At 60.4% G+C, this 18,645-nt stretch carries 18 protein-coding genes; 6 read left to right on the forward strand and 12 right to left on the reverse strand.

Annotated elements, in window-relative coordinates; translation table 11 throughout:
* The first annotated feature begins 379 nt into the window (after positions 1–379).
* Positions 380–2,008, forward strand: coding sequence for an NADP-dependent glyceraldehyde-3-phosphate dehydrogenase (locus AA309_RS27500; protein WP_047192215.1), 1,629 nt, complete (start codon positions 380–382; stop codon positions 2,006–2,008).
* Positions 2,009–2,621: 613 nt separating this feature from the next.
* On the opposite strand, the gene AA309_RS27505 is transcribed toward AA309_RS27500, so the two are convergent.
* The 5 genes from AA309_RS27505 to AA309_RS27525 form a co-directional block, all read right to left on the reverse strand.
* Entirely contained in the window at positions 2,622–3,218 is a 597-nt protein-coding gene (locus tag AA309_RS27505; protein WP_047192216.1) for a TetR/AcrR family transcriptional regulator, read from the reverse strand.
* Between the two features lie 127 nt (positions 3,219–3,345).
* The gene (locus AA309_RS27510; protein WP_047192217.1) at positions 3,346–6,555 is read right to left on the reverse strand and encodes an efflux RND transporter permease subunit; all 3,210 of its coding nucleotides are present in this window, start codon (positions 6,553–6,555) and stop codon (positions 3,346–3,348) included.
* Between the two features lie 29 nt (positions 6,556–6,584).
* A complete protein-coding gene (locus AA309_RS27515) occupies positions 6,585–7,802 on the reverse strand; it encodes an efflux RND transporter periplasmic adaptor subunit (protein WP_047192241.1) in 1,218 nt (405 codons plus the stop codon).
* 671 nt (positions 7,803–8,473) lie between these two features.
* A complete protein-coding gene (locus AA309_RS27520; RefSeq protein WP_047192218.1) occupies positions 8,474–8,710 on the reverse strand; it encodes a hypothetical protein in 237 nt (78 codons plus the stop codon).
* 183 nt (positions 8,711–8,893) lie between these two features.
* Complete coding sequence (locus AA309_RS27525; protein WP_047192219.1) at positions 8,894–9,514, reverse strand: TetR/AcrR family transcriptional regulator; 621 nt, start codon at positions 9,512–9,514, stop codon at positions 8,894–8,896.
* 241 nt (positions 9,515–9,755) lie between these two features.
* Between AA309_RS27525 and AA309_RS27530 the strand changes: the two genes are divergently transcribed.
* The 4 genes from AA309_RS27530 (at position 9,756) to msrA (ending at position 11,563) form a co-directional block, all read left to right on the forward strand.
* Complete coding sequence (locus tag AA309_RS27530) at positions 9,756–10,292, forward strand: YkgB family protein (RefSeq protein ID WP_047192220.1); 537 nt, start codon at positions 9,756–9,758, stop codon at positions 10,290–10,292.
* A 101-nt stretch (positions 10,293–10,393) separates the two neighbouring features.
* Positions 10,394–10,549, forward strand: coding sequence for a DUF1127 domain-containing protein (locus tag AA309_RS33650; RefSeq protein WP_084731739.1), 156 nt, complete (start codon positions 10,394–10,396; stop codon positions 10,547–10,549).
* Between the two features lie 43 nt (positions 10,550–10,592).
* The gene (gene msrB / locus AA309_RS27535) at positions 10,593–11,051 is read left to right on the forward strand and encodes a peptide-methionine (R)-S-oxide reductase MsrB (RefSeq protein ID WP_047192221.1); all 459 of its coding nucleotides are present in this window, start codon (positions 10,593–10,595) and stop codon (positions 11,049–11,051) included.
* The gene (msrA, locus tag AA309_RS27540) at positions 11,048–11,563 is read left to right on the forward strand and encodes a peptide-methionine (S)-S-oxide reductase MsrA (protein ID WP_047192222.1); all 516 of its coding nucleotides are present in this window, start codon (positions 11,048–11,050) and stop codon (positions 11,561–11,563) included. The genes msrB and msrA overlap by 4 nt, the downstream gene beginning before the upstream one ends.
* Before the next feature lie 632 nt (positions 11,564–12,195).
* On the opposite strand, the gene AA309_RS27545 is transcribed toward msrA, so the two are convergent.
* The 6 genes from AA309_RS27545 to AA309_RS27570 form a co-directional block, all read right to left on the reverse strand.
* Entirely contained in the window at positions 12,196–13,149 is a 954-nt protein-coding gene (locus AA309_RS27545; RefSeq protein WP_047192223.1) for an alpha/beta fold hydrolase, read from the reverse strand.
* A 27-nt stretch (positions 13,150–13,176) separates the two neighbouring features.
* Positions 13,177–13,398 carry a DUF2798 domain-containing protein gene (locus AA309_RS27550; RefSeq protein WP_047192224.1) on the reverse strand — a complete coding sequence of 74 codons (222 nt, stop codon included), beginning with the start codon at positions 13,396–13,398 and terminating at the stop codon, positions 13,177–13,179.
* Positions 13,399–13,438: 40 nt separating this feature from the next.
* On the reverse strand, positions 13,439–14,026 hold the full coding sequence (locus AA309_RS27555; RefSeq protein WP_047192242.1) for a TetR/AcrR family transcriptional regulator: 588 nt from the start codon (positions 14,024–14,026) through the stop codon (positions 13,439–13,441).
* 32 nt (positions 14,027–14,058) lie between these two features.
* Positions 14,059–14,457 carry a hypothetical protein gene (locus AA309_RS27560; protein ID WP_150117800.1) on the reverse strand — a complete coding sequence of 133 codons (399 nt, stop codon included), beginning with the start codon at positions 14,455–14,457 and terminating at the stop codon, positions 14,059–14,061.
* A gap of 186 nt (positions 14,458–14,643) precedes the next feature.
* Positions 14,644–15,705, reverse strand: coding sequence for a DUF3095 domain-containing protein (locus tag AA309_RS27565; RefSeq protein WP_047192226.1), 1,062 nt, complete (start codon positions 15,703–15,705; stop codon positions 14,644–14,646).
* A gap of 129 nt (positions 15,706–15,834) precedes the next feature.
* Positions 15,835–16,230, reverse strand: a complete 396-nt coding sequence (locus AA309_RS27570; RefSeq protein ID WP_047192227.1) for an Ohr family peroxiredoxin — start codon at positions 16,228–16,230, stop codon at positions 15,835–15,837.
* A gap of 177 nt (positions 16,231–16,407) precedes the next feature.
* On the opposite strand from AA309_RS27570, the gene AA309_RS27575 reads away from it, so the two are divergent.
* Positions 16,408–16,884 carry a MarR family winged helix-turn-helix transcriptional regulator gene (locus tag AA309_RS27575; protein ID WP_047192243.1) on the forward strand — a complete coding sequence of 159 codons (477 nt, stop codon included), beginning with the start codon at positions 16,408–16,410 and terminating at the stop codon, positions 16,882–16,884.
* Positions 16,885–17,221: 337 nt separating this feature from the next.
* On the opposite strand, the gene AA309_RS27580 is transcribed toward AA309_RS27575, so the two are convergent.
* Positions 17,222–18,436 (reverse strand): alpha/beta fold hydrolase, encoded by a 1,215-nt coding sequence (locus AA309_RS27580; protein WP_084731741.1) that lies wholly within the window; start codon positions 18,434–18,436, stop codon positions 17,222–17,224.
* Positions 18,437–18,645: the final 209 nt, after the last annotated feature.

Below are 18,645 nucleotides of genomic sequence, written 5' to 3' on the forward strand. Positions count from 1 at the left end.
ATCTGCCACTGTTTCTCTAATCCTACTGCGACGACGAGTCAGCTGACCCGTTACCCGTCGTCCCGAACCTCCGCTGCCGCAAAGAGTCAGGTTTTGTCACTGACGCTCTATCTGGGCAAGCCACGCTCAAGTTATGACCGCCGCTGGCTCGTTTCAGTCGTTGAATGCTGACGTTCGAATGCATCGGACGCGCTGATCCGCCACGATCAAGAGGAGGTTGAGAAGGATCAGATTGCCGCAATCCTGGGCGCAATGGCGCAATCCTTGGCTAAATCTCGTCCATGCTCGACCGGCTGGATGACGTACGGGCCACAGATCTGCCTTGCCGGCCGATTACGTTGATGGGCAGCAAGGGAGGCCGGACCAAGGGAGGCAGGACATGGCCAACTCCGATGCCTTGAGGCAGCTCTTCCCCCTGGATGGCGAGATCCCTGCTGAAAACCGCCCTCCCCCGCCCATCCACCAGCGGACCTACCTCGTCGACGGCGAACTCAAGACTTGGAACGGCCCCTTCGACACCGTGCGGTCGCCGGTCTGCGTGCGCACAGCGGATGGCCGTCTTGAGCAAATCGAGCTCGGGAGTGTGCCGTCCGGAGGAGAACAGGAGGCTGAGGAAGCCCTTGAGGCCGCTGTGGCCGCCTATGACGACGGACGCGGCCTTTGGCCGACCATGACGGTGGCCGAACGGATTGCCTGCATGCAGGACTTCACAAACCAAATGATCAGCCGACGCCAGGAGGTCGTCGATCTGATCATGTGGGAAATCGGAAAGCCCAGAGCAGACTCCGAGAAGGAGTTCGACCGGACCGTCGACTACATCCGCGCGACCATCAACGCTCTGAAGGAGCTCGACAACAGCAACTCCCGTTTCATGATTGTCGAAGGCACGATCGGGCAGATCCGGCGTACCCCGCTTGGCGTCGTCCTCTGTATGGGACCGTACAACTATCCCCTCAACGAGACCTTTGCGACCCTGATCCCGGCGCTCATCATGGGCAACACGGTGGTGTTCAAGCCGCCGCGGTTCGGCGCGCTCCTGTTCTATCCGCTGCTCGAGGCCTTTCGAAAGTCCTTCCCCAAGGGCGTGGTGAATATGGTGTACGGACGTGGTTCGGTGATCGTGCCGCGCCTGCTGGACACCGGCAAAGTGAACGTGCTGACCCTGATCGGCTCGAGCAAGGTCGCGGATCATCTCAAGAAGCTTCACCCGAAGGCAAACCGACTGCGAGCCATTCTAGGGCTCGATGCCAAGAATGCCGCCATCATCCTGCCGGACGCCGACATCGAGCTTGCGGTGAAGGAGTGCCTGATCGGAACCCTTACCTTCAATGGTCAGCGCTGCACCGCGTTGAAAATGCTGATTGTCCATGAGGCAATCATTGAGCCGTTCCTCCGCAGGTTTGTCGAGGAGCTTGGGAAACTGAAAGTCGGCATGCCATGGGAGAAGGGTGTCAATATCACCCCCCTTCCTGAGGCCGGCAAGACAGATCACATGACGGCACTGGTCGAGGATGCAAAGGCCAAAGGGGCGAGGGTCGTCAACGAGGATGGCGGCAGTGTAGCTGGCACCCTGTTCTACCCGGCGGTTGTCTATCCTGTTAGGGAGGGAATGAAGCTCTATCGGGAGGAGCAGTTCGGCCCCATTGTTCCGGTCATGTCATTCAGTGAACTCGAGACAGCGCTGGAGTATGTCATCAGCTCGGAGCATGGCCAGCAGGTCAGTATCTTCAGCTCAAACCCGGATCAGGTCGGCCGACTCGTCGATCCGCTCGTCAACCAAGTGTGCCGGGTCAACATCAATTGCCAATGTCAGCGTGGGCCTGATGTATTCCCGTTCACCGGGCGAAAAGACTCTGCCGAAGGGACGCTGTCGGTCACTGACGCGTTACGCTCGTTCTCAATCCGCTCGATGATCGCCACCAAGGAGGCTCAGCCCAACAAAGACCTGCTCGAGGCGATCATCACTAAGCAGACGTCCAATTTCATCAACACGCGGTTTATCTTCTGACAAATGGACCTGACCTCATGTTGAAGTTTGTCGTGGCGTCTCTTGTGCTTCTGATTGTCACCGAAGCCTGGTCTCAGGGCAGGCCCGTGAGCACGGCCATGACCTGCTCTCGAGCCGCCAGTCTAGTGGCATCACAGGGGGCGGTAATCCTTAGCACGGGGGTTTATACCTATGACCGCTATGTCAGTGGCTCAACTTTCTGCGTATTGGGTGAAACCACCGAACCCGCATGGGTTCCGACGGCCGATAATCCGAAATGCTTTGTCGGTTATCAGTGCCGCCAAAGATTCCAGCGCCAAAGTAACCGTTGATCATCAGGCCGTGTCTCGACAAGACTCACGTTCGGATCTCATTCGGGCTCTGAGGTGAACGCTGGAGGCAAGACGTCCAGACCGCTCCGGTCCTTTCCTTTTGCGTCCGCCAAAATGCGAGCGAGGTGACACTCTGTGCATCTCCTACGGGTATCTGTGGTGGAAAGGTTCATGCCTCCACCGCATCTGGACCTAGCCCGATCCCAGCACCGTCGCCTCGCTGACGCTTCCTTGCAACGCAACACACGACGTGAGGGGCCGTGCTGGGAACATGTTGCACGTTGTAAATGTATCATCAGTCATCACATGTCGCGTCTGAGCGAGGGCCAGCTACGCATCGCAAAGTCGACCACGCGGTAGAGTTCGTCACGCGAGGCTCCGGAGGCTGCTTTGACGGCCATCCCGAGGGCAACCGACATGACATAGCGGGCCCAGTCGGCAGGGCTTTCATTCTCAGGAAAATCACCTTCTGAGCGAGCCTTCTCAAGGCGAGCACACAAGTTTTTCTCGTTGACCATGCGGCGTGCAATGATCGTCTCGCGAATGGGCTCGGTGGACTCGCCGCAGGCCACAGCACCGTTCACGCTAAGGCATCCTGGCGGGTTCGCAGGATCTGTGACGACGTTGACATAGCCCCGCAGCAGCCGCTCTACCGCTTCACGGGCGGCGGGCGCTTTCAAGGCCTCGTGTGCGAAGCACAGGTGATGGCGCTCGTAGAGATCAAGGGTCTTACGGAACAGATCCTCCTTGTTGCCAAATGCGGCATACAGGCTGGGCCGCGTGATCCGCATCGCATCCGTGAGGTCGGAGATGGAGGTGCCCTCATATCCCTTCCGCCGGAAGACCTGCAGCGCAATGTTCAGCGCTTCATCAGGATCGAACTCGCGATGTCGGCCCATGGCTCTCCCATCCTGCCACCTGAAAACCTGATCCCTTGCAGAGGCTTTGGCAGCATACTGTACCGATCAGTATATTAGCTGTTTCACCTGTCATTTCAAGACCTCAGGGCACGCCGGTCGCTTTCGCTCAGTTGGCCAGCTCCTTCGCGGGGTGCACGGCCGGGACCGCCTGTGGGGCTTCATCCTGTCCGGTCTGGCGCCCGAGCGGACGGTTCCCTGCCAGACTTCGGACCAGAACGTAGAAGACAGGCGTGAGGAACAGGCCGAACACCGTCACGCCGATCATGCCGGAGAACACGGCCACACCCATGGCGGTCCGCATCTCGGCCCCCGCCCCGGTCGATGTCACCAGCGGCACCACGCCCATGATGAAGGCAAGCGAGGTCATCAGGATCGGCCGCAAGCGCAGGCGGCTGGCCTCGATGGCCGCTTCGACGGGAGTACGGCCGTCGAACTCGAGCTCACGGGCGAACTCCACGATCAGGATCGCGTTCTTGGCCGATAGGCCGACCAGAACGATGAGCCCGATCTGGGTGAACACGTTGTTGTCGCCCGCAGTCCACCATACCCCAACCAATGCCGCAAGCAGCGCCAGCGGCACGATCAGAATGATCGAGACCGGAAGCGTGAGGCTCTCGTACTGCGCCGCGAGCACCAGGAAGACGAGCAGGATGGCAATCGGAAAGACCAGAATTCCGGAGTTGCCGGCTAGGATCTCCTGATAGGTCAGCTCGGTCCACTCGGCCCTGAAGCCTTGCGGCAGGGTCTCGGCTGCAATCCGCTCGATCGCCGCCTGGGCCTGGCCCGACGAATACCCCGGGGCGGCCCGACCATTGATGTCGGCAGCCAGGAAGCCGTTATACCGCGTGGCGCGCTCGGGCCCTACGCTCGGCCGGATGTTCAACAAGGCCGTGAGCGGAACCATCTCACCCGAACCCGATCGGACCTTCAGGAAGCCGATGTCGTCTGCACGCGCCCGGAACGGAGCGTCCGCCTGCACCCGCACCGAGTAGGTCCGCCCGAATTTGTTGAAATCGTTCACATAGACGGAGCCGAGATAGACCTGGAGCGTGCTGAACACCTCGGAGACCGGAACCCCGAGCTGACGCGCCTTGGCCCGATCGAGGTCGGCAAAGAGCTGAGGAACGTTGATCGCAAAGCTCGAGAACAGTCCCGCCAGCTCTGGTGCCGTCCGGGCCTTGGCCAGGAACTCCTTTGTGGCTCGGTCGAGCGCCTCGTATCCCAAGCCGGCCTGATCCTCGATCTGCAGCTTGAAGCCGCCGATCGTGCCCAGGCCCTGAACGGGAGGCGGAGGAAACATCGCGATGACAGCCTCCGGGATGGCAGCAAACTGCTGGTTCAGCTCGTGGGCGATCGCACCGGCGCTGAGGCTTGGATCTCGGCGCTCCTCGAAGGGCTTGAGGCCCATGAACACGATGCCCGCGTTCGAGCTGTTGGTGAACCCGTTGATCGAAAAGCCCGGAAATGCGACGGCGTTTGCGACGCCGGGCTGCTTCAATCCGATCTCGGTCATCTTCCGGATGACATCCTCCGTCCGATCGAGGGTGGCAGCGTCCGGCAACTGGGCGAAGCCGACCAGATACTGCTTGTCCTGTACCGGGACAAAGCCGCCGGGCACAGTCTTGAACAAGAAGCCCGTCGCGCCCAGCAGGGCGACGTAGACGACCATCATCAGGGCCTTGGTCGAGATCGCCCGCCGCACGCCATTGCCATAGGCATTGGAGCCGCGATGGAAGACCGCGTTGAAACGGCTGAACAGCCAGCCGAACAATGCATCGATAATCCGGGTCAGGCGGTCCTTTGGCGCATGGTGATCCCGAAGCAGAAGGGCCGCCAAAGCGGGCGACAGGGTCAGCGAATTGATTGCCGAGATCACCGTCGAGATCGCGATCGTGACGGCGAACTGCTTGTAGAATTGTCCTGTCAGGCCGCTGATGAAGGCTAGCGGAATGAACACCGCCACCAGCACCAGGGCGATGGCGATGATCGGTCCGGAGACCTCCTGCATCGCCCGGTAGGTCGCTTGCCGCGGGCTCAGTCCCTTCTCGATGTTTCGCTCCACGTTCTCGACCACCACGATCGCGTCATCGACGACGATGCCGATCGCCAGCACCAGGCCGAACAGGCTGAGGGCGTTAATGGAGAAGCCCAGGACATGCAGGACCGCGAAGGTGCCGACGATCGAGACCGGAACAGCCGCGAGAGGAATGATGGACGCCCGCCAGGTCTGCAGGAACATGATCACGACGAGCACCACCAGGAGCACTGCCTCGATCAGCGTATGGACCACCGCGTCAATGGAGGCACGCACGAACTGGGTCGTGTCGTAGACGATCTTGAAGTCGGCGCCTTCTGGCATATTCACCTTGATGTCCGCCATCTCGGCGCGAACCTTGTCGGCGATCTCGATGGCGTTCGATCCGGGGCTCTGACGGACCAGAATGGCCACCGCGGGCTTGTTGTTCAGGAGAGATCTCAGGGCATAGTCGGCCGCGCCCAGCTCGATGCGGGCGATGTCGCGCAGGCGGGTGATCTCCCCGTTCGCACCCGTCTTGACGATGATGTCGCCGAACTGCTCCTCATCCTGAAGACGCCCCTGCGCGTTGATCGACAACTGGTAGTCAAGGCCAGGAAGGCTGGGAGAGGCACCCACAACGCCGGCGGCCGCCTGAATGTTCTGAGCGCGGATCTCATTGACCACATCGCTTGCGGAGAGGCCGTGTTCGGCGATCTTCTGCGGGTCGAGCCAGACCCGCATCGAATAATCTCCTGATCCTGAAAGCTGGATCTGGCCGACCCCGCGGATCCTGGCGAGGCGGTCCTTGACGTTCAGCACCGCGTAATTGCGCAGGTAGGTGATGTCGTAGCGGCTGTCGGGCGACAGCAGGTGGACGACCATCAGCAGGTCTGGAGAGCTCTTTACGGTGGTGACGCCCAGGCGCCGCACCTCCTCGGGCAGCCGGGGCTCGGCCTGCGAGACCCGGTTCTGCACGAGCTGCTGCGCCTTGTCGGGATCTGTGCCGAGGGCGAAGGTCACGGTGAGTGTCATCACACCGTCGGTAGTCGCCTGGCTGCCGAAATAGAGCATGTCCTCGACCCCGTTGATGGCCTCCTCAAGGGGCGTGGCCACGGTTTCGGAGATGACCTTCGGGTTCGCGCCAGGGTATTGCGCCCGGACGACTACCTGGGGCGGCACGACCTCGGGATACTCCGAGATCGGCAGGACCCGTACAGCCAGCAGTCCGACCACGAAGATGAGCACCGACAGAACCCCGGCAAAGACCGGGCGGTCGATGAAGAAGCGGGAGATGTTCATGGCAGTGGATCCTAACCTATGAGGAGCGATCAGTTTTCTGCAGAGGCCGAAGAGATCCGCGCCTGCCGTGCGGCGGATGCGTCGAGTGTTCCGGGCTGCGGTGCGATCAGCGCGCCCGGGCGGACCTTCTGCAGCCCGTCGACGACGATCCGTTCCCCTGCGTTGAGGCCGCTGGTGACGATCCGCAAACCATCCACGGCAGCCCCGAGCTTGATCTCGCGGAAATTCGCCTTCTGGGTTGGATCGACGACGAGAACGTACTTCTTGTCCTGATCGGCCCCGATGGCCCGCTCGGGCACGACGAGCGCGGGTGTCGTCTTCGCCTGGCCCAGGCGGATGCGGGCAAACTGGCCCGGCAGCAGGTGGTCGAGGCTGTTGTCGAACACCGCCCGCACCCGCACCGTCCCGCTGGCCCTGTTGACCGTATGATCAATAAGCTGCAGCTTGCCGTGAAGGACCTCGGCCTCCGGTCCGGAACGCATCTCGACCGGGATGCGGGCCACTTGGTCGCGGCGGTCGCCTCCGGCCGGCAGAGTGTCGAGCGCCCGCTGGACCGCGCGTTCGTCGGCATCGAAGCTCACATAGATCGGGTTGATCGAGACGAGCGTTGTCAGGACCGGTGCGCCGGAGCCGCCGTTGACGAGATTGCCGACGGTGACCTCGATCTTGCCCACCCGTCCCGAGATCGGCGCCCGCACCTCGGTGTAGGACAGATTGAGGCGGGCGGTCCTTGCCGCTGCTTTGGCGGCGCGCAGGCTGGCCTCAGCCTCGCGCAAGCTGTTTTCACGGGTGTCGAGGTCGCGTTGCGTAATGGTCTGGTTGGCGGTGAGCTTCATGCCACGATCCAGTTCATGACGAGCGAAGGTGATCCTTGCCTCGGCCGCGCTGACCTGCGCCTCCGCTCGCTCCACTTCGGCTCGATAAGGTTCGGGGTCGATGGTGAAGAGCAGGTCACCCTTTTTGACCAGCGATCCTTCACGGAAGTGGACCGCTTCAATGGCACCAGGGACACGCGGGCGCAGCTCGACCCGGTCGATCGCCTCCAGGCGACCTGAGAATTCCTCCCAGAGGGCAACATCGCGCGTCTCGACGGTTGCAACGGCCGCAGGAGTGGCGGATGGCGCCGAGCCCGCGTTGCTCCCACGCGTAGGCGTACTGCCGAGCGTGAACCAGAGTGCGGTGCCGCCCAGGATCGCACCCACCGTGCCGATGGAGGTCAGGATCCGGGTCTTGGAAACATGGGTCATTGTGAAGCCGATCATTCAGAAGATCATCCGGCATCCGATGTGCGCCAGATTCGTACCAAGCGGTATAATATCGATCGGTATAATTTAAAAGCGCGGTGGCGCGGGTTTGTCTACTGAAAGGCACACAAAGAAGTCACAGGACCGCGCGTCCGCGACAGGCATGTGCGCTGGCGCACTCAGCCTTAACCCCGCTGTTGGATCGGGCGACGCTTGGCGTGTGGATCGATTGAAAAGATGGCCGTCAGGTCGGTCGTCTGGGCTGCCACCGCAAGCATCCGATGCGGCCATTTTGATCTATCAAAGACCTAACCATATCAGTTGCAACGGACCTTCGCCCTCAGGAGCGGCAGGTCCCGGAAGCGATGCTGGCCTTCCCGTCGACGTATCTTCACCAAAATGCGCCATTGATCGGAGCAGCCCGCCGGATCGGGTTGCTCCCAAACCTCATGCAGCGCCAGCACCGCCGAGCGCCCCTACACAGCCGAGCAACGCGAGGGTCCCGCGCCAGACGCAACAGAGCTGTATCGGCACAGCTCTAACGGCAGGTGCAAACCATCCTCAAACGCCGGCCATGAGCCCCGGAACCGCCCCCTTCCTTTTCGCAGGATGCCGCTTGAAAAACGATCCAGGCCGGCATACCTTCGCCCATAAATGATACAGATCAGTATTGTTTAGGCCGCCGCGAAAGCCCAAACCATGCCGCTGCGATCCGGCACGCCTCGAGCGCGAGCGGGAGAGAGGTCATCATGCAGCCAATCGTGCCACTCCGTCGCCTGAACCGGAATCTTTTCGCCAGTGTTGTCGCCGCCGCCATAACGGGCTCCGCCGGAGCGGCTGCGGCGCAGGTCCTGTCGTACAGCCAGAATATCCCGCCAGCGTCCCCGTCCCGGAAAGCGGCGGAACGGCACGGCCGTAGTGTCGCCCGGACCGGCGCCACCGTTCCGAATCCGGGAACCGCCAAATCGGTCCCCAAACCGAGATCGAACGGCGTGCTCAAGAACGAAGTGACAGGGTAATCCGAACGATCTGCACCGGGTGTCTGTAGGGCCGCAGATCAGAGCCGGACCGCATGCCCCGAACACAGCCGGGCCTCAGGACACCTGTGCTCGATGGCTCGCGCCCTCTCTCCGAGCTGACGGCGCCGCGGCCTGCCCTTCTGCCGCGAGAAGCTGTGTCGCCATACGCTTGGCCTGCCGGGCAGGCTCGGCGGTGCGGGTCATCTGGGCGACGGCGATCGCGCCCTCGTGCAGCAGGTTGATCTCGGCCGCGATCCGCTTCGGCTCGGCAAACCGCGCCGCATGGGCGAGTTCCTCAAAATACGCCAGCACCAAGCGCTTGTGCAACACAGCCGCGCGGAACACGGGATCGGCGGTGTCCTTATGCTCCCCCGCCGCGCTCACGAAAATGCAGCCGCGGAACCGCTCATCGCGGAACAAGGTTTCGAGGAAATCGAACGTCACCAGAAGGCGCTCAACCGGATCGCTCGTGCGTTGCTCGACGAACTCGCGCATGGTGTCGCGAGCCTCCTCGTCGCGCCGTTCGAGCGCGGCGAGGATCAGGTCCTCCTTGGTGTCGAAGTGCCGGTACAGCGTCGTCTTGGCAACCCCGGCCTCGGCGATGATCAGGTCGATGCCCGTCGCATGGTAACCGTACTGGTTGAACAGCCGCAGCGCGGTCTCAAGCAGGTGATCCCGGATTTCGGAACGGCGCATGGGTTCCTCGCTATCGCGTAACAGATCTGTATCTTTATGTAGTCGCTGCCTCGGCTGAAAGCAAGTCTTCTTCCCGATCGACTCCGCACAATTGCAAGCGGGCGCTTTCGGAATTGCCCTCAAATCCGAATTGCTAAACGATACAGATCGGTTTATTTCTGTTCCTATCGATACAGATTGGTATCGTTTATCCCTCGGAGAGCCGGCGGATCACCTAACACGCACAACCCAGGAGAAGATAATGTCTGGAGTTCCTATACACATCGCCGCGGTGCCTCCGAGCCTCCAGGCCCGCGCCGCTGTCCCTCTCGATCTCCTCGACCGTTACGGCCGGACCATCACCACCGCAGGCCTCTATGCCTCGCTGGTCGTAATTTATGCCTGGTTCGGTGGCATGAAGTTCACCGCCTACGAAGCGGAAGGCCTGACCGGCCTAGTCGGCAACAGCCCGTTTTTGAGCTGGACCTATTCCCTCTTCAGCGTGCGGGGCTTTTCCAGCCTTCTTGGCATCCTCGAGCTCAGCATCGGCGTCCTGATCGCGGCCCGGCTCGCCAGCCCGGTGTACTCGCTCGCCGGCGGCGTGCTCTCGGCCGGGCTGTTCGTGACCACGCTCAGCTTCATGGCGACCGCCCCCGGTGTGTTCGTGCCGGAGCTCGGCTTTCCGGCGATCTCGGTCGCCCCCGGGCAGTTCCTGCTCAAGGACATCGGCCTGCTCGCCCTCTCCCTGTGGATCGCCGTCGACTCGCTCGTGGCGCTCCGCTCACCTCGCACCGCCTAACCGAAGACAACCGGCCGAGCCCTCATCGGCTCGGCCTGCACCCCGACGATCAGCAATCCTCACACCGGCTGTGGTGGCCGGTTCAACATTGGGAGTTTTCCATGTTTGTAGCATTCATCCTGGCCAGGATCCGCGCCTATCGGCGCTATCGCGAGACCATCCGCGAACTTATGCAATTCACCGATCGCGAGCTCGAGGATCTTGGCATCTCCCGTTACGAGATCGATGTCATCGCGCGTCAGAGCGCGGTTTCGTAGACCATCTCCTGAACACATCCTCACGACGGAAGGAGAACAGTCAATGAAGACCTATCACAAGAACCCCGGGGCTGTATCCCAGCTGACCCCGGAGCAGTACCGGGTGACGCAGAAGGACGGGACCGAGAGGCCCTTTGCCAACGCGTACTGGGACAACAAGGAGCCCGGGCTCTATGTTGACGTCGTGTCAGGCGAGCCTCTGTTCGCCTCATTTGACAAGTACGACAGCGGCAGTGGCTGGCCCAGCTTCGTCAAGCCGATCGAGGTCGGCAACATCGTCGAGAACCGCGATACAAGCCACGGCATGGTGCGAACCGAGGTGCGGTCAGCCCATGGCGACAGTCATCTGGGACACGTGTTCCCGGATGGGCCGCAAGAGGCCGGCGGCTTGCGCTACTGCATCAACTCGGCCTCGCTGAGGTTCATCCATTATGATGACCTCGAGAGCGAAGGCTACAGCGAGTTTCGCAAGCTCTTTGCTGAGAAAGGAGAAAGAATATGACTGGTGTGACTGAGCGGGCCGTCCTGGCCGGGGGCTGCTTCTGGGGCATGCAGGATCTCATCCGCCGCCTCCCCGGCGTCGTCTCCACACGGGTCGGGTACTCCGGCGGGGACGTGCCGAACGCGACCTACCGCAACCACGGCACGCACGCGGAGGCCATCGAGATCATTTTCGATCCGGAGAAAACGAGCTTCCGCGACCTGCTGGAGTTCTTTTTCCAGATCCATGACCCCACTACGAAAAACCGGCAGGGGAATGACATCGGCCTGAGCTACCGCTCAGCGATCTTCTATACCTCGGACGAGCAGCGCCATGTGGCCGAGGACACGATCGCCGACGTTGATGCCTCGGGCTTGTGGCCCGGCAAGGTCGTCACGGAACTCACGCCGGTGGGCGACTTCTGGGAGGCGGAGCCGGAGCATCAGGACTATCTTGAGCGCTATCCGGGCGGCTACACCTGCCACTTTGTCCGCCCTGGCTGGAAGCTGCCACGCCGCAGCAATGTCGCCTAGGATTGCAGGCACCGGGCGTTACTCTCAACCTAGGAGACTTCATTAAACAGAAGGGCTCGGAGCAATCCGAGCCCTTTTGACGATCGACGCTCATGCTCGCCCTTTCAGCGCTTCACTGGCCACCGAGGATGGTTCGCGATCCCTTCCAACCATCAATTCCGCGGGCATGAGCACACCGATCAAGTCCATGCACATTGAGCAATGCAACGGATTCTGAGAGACCCCGCACAGCGGCGACGCCTCAGTATCGTAGTCTCCTGGCGCGTCGGAAGACAGATGAGGAAGCCGCCTGGAATCCGATAGCCATGATTGGGTTGATTGAGAGGTGCCATAGGCCAAGCCGATCGTCAGTAAACACGCGCTGTCCTGTTGCCCGTTCGTCTATCAGCCCAGACTTTGACGCAAGTCCGGGATCGGATTGGAAACGTGCCAGTGAGTGTTGCTTGATGCTTATGCCGCTAACTCCTCAAACGCTCAGCGAGCGAGTATTGTGCTTCACGGACGCACTTCGCCTGTTGGATGCCGTTTGACATATTGGCCGAACTCTCTAAGGCTGCTCGACCGGACGATCATCATGAAACCGGCAACAGGTCACTCATGATCTCACCGTGCTCAGAACTGGCACCGCGCAGTCATCGGAATGAGGCGCGAATCTCCTCAATGACCTGCTTCGGGCTTTGCAGGTGGGGGTAGTGTCCGATATCAGGAAGAAGACTGATGTCCGCGTTGATCTTTTGCGCGAACTCGATCCCCATTTCCTTTTTGATATAGATATCCTTCTCGCCCCAAACCACTTTCACCGGCGTTTTTAGCCTGCCTATGTTCGCTTCGAGGTAGTCTTCATCTCGCGTAAAATTCGAGTAGTAGTAGTAGAAGGCGTCTGCCGATGTCATTCCGCCATGGTTCCATCCGCGGGAGACGTCATCCTTGAAGTCAGCGGAAACCTCAAACTGCGCTTCTTTGGGAAGACCTCCCCTCAAGGCGGTATCGAGAATTTCCCCACCGGTCCTGTTTTTGTAGGCGGCGAGCGTCGCAGTTGCCGAAGGTTCCGACTTCAGACTTTGCAATCTGTCGTGCATGTACTGGGGCCTGTTGAACGGCGCGAAGTCACCAACAATGATGGTCCTGGCGATCTGCGGATCTTCGAGAGCCAAGAGAAGTGCCGGGAGGGCTCCGATATCCGTTGCGTAGATCGTGAGCATGGATGGAGCGATGTTCGCCTTCTTTATGTACTCCTGCAGAACACGCGCATAGTCCTTAGGCGAATAAGAGAATTTGTCAGCCAGGGGCCTCGATGAAAAACCGTAGCCCGGCCAGTCGATGGCATGGACTTCGTATTCAGCGGACAGCGCCAAGGAAAGGTCTTTCCAGGCACACAGCGTCTCAGGGAATCCATGCAGGAGAAGCACGGTTCCCTTTGGACTCGCGGTATGCACCACCATCCTTCTGAGCGTGATGTCCGAATTGACGTCGACGTATCCGATGTCCGGGTTCTGTGCCTGCGCCGGAGGATTGCTGTTGCATCCCCAGGCAGTCGAGGAACCGAGAACAAGAGCAAAAAGCGCGGGCAGCGATAGCTTGAACATGTCGGTATGCCTCATGTCCGTGTCGGTTCATTGAATCAGGCGATCAATCTGCGCTTGCAGCGCCGGGCCGACAAGGAGAATCGCTGGAACGACGATCACGTACGCGATACCCCAGGACCGCAACCATGCCAGGGCGAACCTGTCAGAGAAACCCATATTGAGCGCGAGAAGGACGAACGAGATGATCCCTGTCGTCACGACGCCCATCAAGAGGGCGAAGGCAATTTTCCGTTTCCGTTGCGCATCCATTGGTCTCTCCCATGGCGTTAATAATTGCAGGCGGCGTAAATCACGTGAGATCGTGAATGGTTCTCTCCACCGCAGCCATAACGGTGGTTCGGTGGCTGGCATTGCCGGTCAGCTGGGAGATCATGATGGCTCCTTCGATCATGGCGATAAGCGTCAGAGCGGTTTGCTCGGCATCAACACTCGCCCGAAATTCCCCGGCGGTAATGCCCGTCTCGACCACGGTGACAATATTCTTCATCCAGCCCAGGAAGGCATCTGCGGCCTTTTTCCGTAGCTCTGGGTGAGTGTCGTCGGCCTCTACCGAAGTGTTGAGCAGCGGGCAGCCTCCCTCAGGGAAATCGTGAGACTGCAGGTTCTGATATACACCCACGATGGCGAGCAGCTTCCCTTTGCTGGTGTCGCGTTTGTCCATTTCCGCGCGCACCATCACCTTCACGCGCTTCCAGTTATGCTCGAAAGCTGCCAGGGCCACGTCGTCCTTGTTAGCGAAGTTCCCATAGATGCTGCCCTTCGTTAGCCCCGTAGCTTCAGTCATGTCGGCGAGGGACGTGCCGGCGTATCCCTTCACGTTGAAGATGGGGGCTGTCGTTTCCACGATGAACTGACGGGTTCTCTCAGCTTTTTTCATGAGCGCCGGAATATACCGATCGGTATCATTCGTCAACACCGGTTGACTGGTGCGGCATTCTCATATGTTCCAGCCATCATGAGAGGCCCTTTTTCCGACTCGACTACGATGATCGCGGGCCGGTTCGGGTGGTTGTCGTGATGCTGGTCGGCAAGGATCCAGCCGTCGATCAGGCCTGGCAGGGTAGCCTGGCTGTAGAGCCGGTCGACTTGGCGCCGCCAGTCGTGGAGAAGGCGAAAGGCCCGTTCCCCTGTGACGGCGGTCATCACCGCGAAATCAGCCTCGCGGAGCACTAAGGCGAGGCTGCTCCGAAAGTCGCCATTGGCCTTGAGGATCAGAATGCGCTCACGCAGTGGGTTGCGTACGGCCTCTCCCCTCACGTTGGAACGGCTTAAAAGGGCAGCATGGCCCCGCACAGATGAGGGCTCCATACAGGGCCGTGCTGCTGAGCATAAATCCCGGGCAGTCCCTTGTTCTGCCCCTACAACCGAGGTTATCTACCTGAGATGCATGCGCGATCGAATGCATGGGCGCGACACCGCACGGAAGCGCGGGCGCACCGGGGTCGAGTTATTGTGGACGTCCGAACCTTCAGGACGGCAGCTTGCGGCACCGCTTCAGACTGACATCGTGGTCTCCCTGCCGCTATCCCCGACCACAGGAAACTCACCTGCCTCCATCATCTCGGCGGCTTTGGCGTACCCACCGCCCATTCCGTCCAAGAAATGAAAATGCGAATCCGGCCTGCCAGAAGGCACAATACAGGTCATGAGGGCGTGAGACTGGCGATGTAGTCCGAAGTTGATCTCGCCACGAGCCTTTGCTGCAACAAGGATGGTCTCAACCGCGTCGATTTGTTCGGGTGTGCAGTCGAGTGTAAGACGCAGGACATCGTCGTATTTGCGGAAGTCCGAGTTTGAAGCGACCTCCGACCAACTTTTCGGGCCGAGATACGTCCCGTTGTCCTCAGGAATGGCCATGTCCACCGAAACGGGATGAGACTGGCGCGGCCCCTTGTCAAACACGGCAAGCACACGCCTGGCAAGAGCGGCAAAGACCTCGGGGCTGGTATGGTCATGAGGCTCGACCAGCAGCGATAGGATCTCACCCTGCTGGCTCGGAAGGGGGGTCCAGTCACAGGTCAGCCCAGTCAGGTTCGGCCGCACCGTGTGCTTACCCGGCTCTACCAGATACCGCCCGTTCTTGATCTGCTGCTCCGCCCATTTCAGCCCTCCTCCGGCGAACATCGCAAAGGTCGCGTTGTCCGAGGCCGCGTATCGCGCAATTCTCACGTCCCGCCCACTGGCACGTATCTCGCTCACAGGCAGCGACCCAATTCGGAGAGCGAGATCAAGAGTGTTGCTTGCAAAGGCTGCGACTTGTCGCAACACCGAGGTCGCGATCATGATCCCCTGTGGCGGCAATGCAAATGCAGCCCCATCTCCACGAAACACAAACGGGAAATCGAACGTACCCCAGGCGTTGCCGAGAGCGGCAATCACGGAAGCACCTGCGTAGTTGACGTCTTTATAGCGCCCCGATTTGATCGCTAAGGTTGAGTCAACAACGTCCGTTATCCCGATGAGCCAATCATCGGGCAGTGGCTCATAGATGGACGGGTCGAGCACGAGCGAAAACTCACTATACGCTCGAGGCGGGTGTGCAGGGCTGTTGACCATTAAGCGTTCTCCGAGTCGGCGTGCGCCAGCAAACGTGGCGGCACGCCGTGCCAATGGGGTGCAGTTGTCCGATACCTCTCGTCTGAGGGGAGCCGGGCCTGCCGACTGGGAAGGCCTAGCTGACCCGGTTCAGAGCAGGTTGGTCTGGATCTCGATGTTGCCGTGCGTTGCCTTGGAGTACGGACAGATCCCGTGCGCCGCATCGACCAGCGTCTGCGCAACCTCACGGTCGATACCCGGCAGGCCGACGCTGAGGCGTGCACGGAGGAAGTAGGAGCCGCTGTCCAGAACCAGATCAATCTCCGTATCAACCGTGGGCAAGGTCGGGAGCGTGATCTTCTTTTGGGCGGCGGCAAGCTCAAGCGCGCCAATGTAGCAGGCCGACCAAGCGGCGCCGAAGAGGTTCTCGGCGGCCGGGTGCGGCTGTGCGAACTTTAGATCCAGCTGGCCGTCGCTGCTGCGCGTACCGCCTTCGCGGCCGCCCGTGTTGTGAGTCTTTCCGGTGAAGAGAACCTTCGCAGTCATGGTGAGATCCTTTGTTGAATTTCAATCGGATCCGATCAATTCGGATACGATCGAAATACGCCTCGTAAAACACCATGTCAAGCACTTCCGATTTAAGCGGATACGATTTATTTTGGAGTGAACTGCAAGATCACGGATATGCTCATGCCCAAGACCTCAAGAACGAAGACCCCCGACATGCCCGGGTCCAATTCCCCGCAGCCCACTGGCGAAGGCAACAAGCTCTCGAATTTTCTGTGCTTCGCGATCTACTCGGCGAACCTCGCCTTTGGTCGCGCATATAAGCCGATCCTGGATAAGCTTGGTCTGACGTACACCCAATACATTGCCCTGGTGGCGCTGTCCGAGGAGGACAGCCAGACCGTCCGAGCGCTCGGCGAAAAGATGTTCCTGGAGTCCAACACGCTGACGCCCATGCTCAAGAAGCTTGAGTCGACAGGCTACATCCGACGTCAGCGCGACTCCGCCGACGAACGGCAGGTGCGGGTTAGCCTGACCTCCGCCGGTCGCCAACTGCTTGAGACGGATCCAGGCGCATCACTGGCAGAAGCCATTGGGCTCGGAGAGGACTTTCCTGCTGCGCAGAAGACCGTGGCAAGAATCCGTGACAACCTCCTGCGTGCCACGCAGGCTGAACGACATGCAGCAGAATAAGGCGCCAACAGGCCTTGGCTTGACGGGCACAGCATCAGCAGGCCTACCCCAGAAGCGCAGGCGGAGCCGGAGGATCGAAGGGCGAGCGTGTGTCAAAACTTGAGCAAGTCCACCTCGACGAACTGTTTGTACGATTCCATGCTCTGTACCGGGGATTTCCCTCTCTATCGATGCTTGCAAGAAATTGGACTGCCCCGCGGAGCGGCCCGTCCACGTTTCGACATAGCCTCGATCCGACTTGAACATTCGGGAGTGCCGCCCGGGATGCCGTTCTGAATTCCCATCGATTATGCCGCCCGCATGGGAGTCGGCGCGCACAACGTGCGCGCCGAGGTCTTCAGAGCGATCCGCGGAGTGGTCTGAAGCCTGCGCGAATGTCTTCTGAAAGGAGTTCTGGCTGTTCCCAGGCCGCAAAGTGCCCGCCCTTGTCGTGCTTGTTGTAGTAGATGAGCCTGGGGTATGCCTGCTCCGCCCAGCTCCGTGGAGACGGATAAAGATCATCAGGAAAGACGCTCACGGCAACCGGGATAGAGACGCCCTTAACACTGAAAAAGGCGAATTCGCCTGTTTGCAGTTGTTCCCAATAGAGACGGGCCGCGGAAATCGCCGTGTTGGTCAACCAGAACAGCGTGATGTTGTCGAGGACGTCGTCTCGTGTGAGGCCTCCGGATTGCCCGTCGAATGCGCGTGAGATGAGCTCCAAACTACGCGCGTCGTGGTCGAGCAGATAGGCTGCCAGGCCGACGGGGGAATCTGCAATCCCGTAGAGCGTCTGCGGACGCAGCCCCATTTGGTATCCGTAGCCGACACCCTTCGTATATACGAATTTTAGCCGCTCGTACGCGAGCGTCTCGTCAGCTGAGAGACCGGATGGCGTCGGCGTGCCAGCCTGGGCAGCCTTGTCAACGTCGGGTGGAATCACGCCTGGCATGTTGGAGTGAATGCCGAGCAGTTCCGGAGGCGCCTGCTGCCCCATCAGATCGGTGATAATCGCCCCCCAATCGCCGCCTTGCGCCACAAATTGCGTGTAGCCAAGGCGCTTCATCAGCACCGTCCAGGCGCGGGCGATATGGGCCGGATCCCAGCCGGTCGTGGTCGGCTTACCTGAGAAGCCGTAGCCCGGAATTGATGGGATCACCAGATGAAACGCGTCCTCCGCACGCCCTCCATGGGCCGTGGGATTGGTCAGCGGATCGATGATCTTCAGCTGCTCGATAATCGAGCCGGGCCAGCCGTGCGTGACGATGAGCGGCAACGCGTTCTCATGTTTCGAGCGGACATGAATGAAGTGAATATCCAGCCCGTCGATCTCGGTGATGAACTGCGGGTAGGCATTCAGTTTCGCCTCGACCTTGCGCCAGTCGTATTCTGTCCTCCAATACTGCGCGAGTTTCTGGACCGTCGCGAGCTGCACGCCTTGCGATCGGTCCTTGACGGTTTCCTGGTCCGGCCATCTCGTCGCTTCTATGCGTCGGCGGAGTTCGGCTAGTTCTTCTTCCGAAGCAGTGAAACGGAAGGGACGGATCGCGTCGAGTGATGATCGTTCCGACATTGATATTCTCCATTCATTCGGGTCATTAGGGTCGCCACAGGTGGCGATTATCGAGATTGGTGAGCGGACGACCGCGCGACCTGCAGCCTCGGCTTCTTGCGGGAGGAGCAAGGCTCCTGCCGCCTGCCAATCACTCTGCCAATCACGTCGTGCTGGAAGGACCTGCTCGTACCCGAGACGATCCGCGCCGATCTTGCTATCTTCAGCCA

Origin of the sequence: Microvirga vignae (assembly GCF_001017175.1) — a bacterium.
In the GTDB taxonomy this organism is placed as follows: Bacteria; Pseudomonadota; Alphaproteobacteria; order Rhizobiales; family Beijerinckiaceae; genus Microvirga; species Microvirga vignae.

Coding starts and splice junctions, on each gene's coding strand:
- AA309_RS33650 (WP_084731739.1), top strand. CDS start 10,394: ATGTTTGTAGCATTCATCCTGGCCAGGATCCGCGCCTATCGGCGCTAT.
- AA309_RS27545 (WP_047192223.1), bottom strand. CDS start 13,149: ATGTTCAAGCTATCGCTGCCCGCGCTTTTTGCTCTTGTTCTCGGTTCC.
- AA309_RS27515 (WP_047192241.1), bottom strand. CDS start 7,802: ATGACCCATGTTTCCAAGACCCGGATCCTGACCTCCATCGGCACGGTG.
- AA309_RS27575 (WP_047192243.1), top strand. CDS start 16,408: ATGCCCGGGTCCAATTCCCCGCAGCCCACTGGCGAAGGCAACAAGCTC.
- AA309_RS27525 (WP_047192219.1), bottom strand. CDS start 9,514: ATGCGCCGTTCCGAAATCCGGGATCACCTGCTTGAGACCGCGCTGCGG.
- AA309_RS27530 (WP_047192220.1), top strand. CDS start 9,756: ATGTCTGGAGTTCCTATACACATCGCCGCGGTGCCTCCGAGCCTCCAG.
- AA309_RS27505 (WP_047192216.1), bottom strand. CDS start 3,218: ATGGGCCGACATCGCGAGTTCGATCCTGATGAAGCGCTGAACATTGCG.
- AA309_RS27510 (WP_047192217.1), bottom strand. CDS start 6,555: ATGAACATCTCCCGCTTCTTCATCGACCGCCCGGTCTTTGCCGGGGTT.
- AA309_RS27550 (WP_047192224.1), bottom strand. CDS start 13,398: ATGGATGCGCAACGGAAACGGAAAATTGCCTTCGCCCTCTTGATGGGC.
- AA309_RS27570 (WP_047192227.1), bottom strand. CDS start 16,230: ATGACTGCGAAGGTTCTCTTCACCGGAAAGACTCACAACACGGGCGGC.
- msrB (WP_047192221.1), top strand. CDS start 10,593: ATGAAGACCTATCACAAGAACCCCGGGGCTGTATCCCAGCTGACCCCG.
- msrA (WP_047192222.1), top strand. CDS start 11,048: ATGACTGGTGTGACTGAGCGGGCCGTCCTGGCCGGGGGCTGCTTCTGG.
- AA309_RS27565 (WP_047192226.1), bottom strand. CDS start 15,705: ATGGTCAACAGCCCTGCACACCCGCCTCGAGCGTATAGTGAGTTTTCG.
- AA309_RS27555 (WP_047192242.1), bottom strand. CDS start 14,026: ATGAAAAAAGCTGAGAGAACCCGTCAGTTCATCGTGGAAACGACAGCC.
- AA309_RS27500 (WP_047192215.1), top strand. CDS start 380: ATGGCCAACTCCGATGCCTTGAGGCAGCTCTTCCCCCTGGATGGCGAG.
- AA309_RS27560 (WP_150117800.1), bottom strand. CDS start 14,457: ATGGAGCCCTCATCTGTGCGGGGCCATGCTGCCCTTTTAAGCCGTTCC.
- AA309_RS27580 (WP_084731741.1), bottom strand. CDS start 18,436: ATGTCGGAACGATCATCACTCGACGCGATCCGTCCCTTCCGTTTCACT.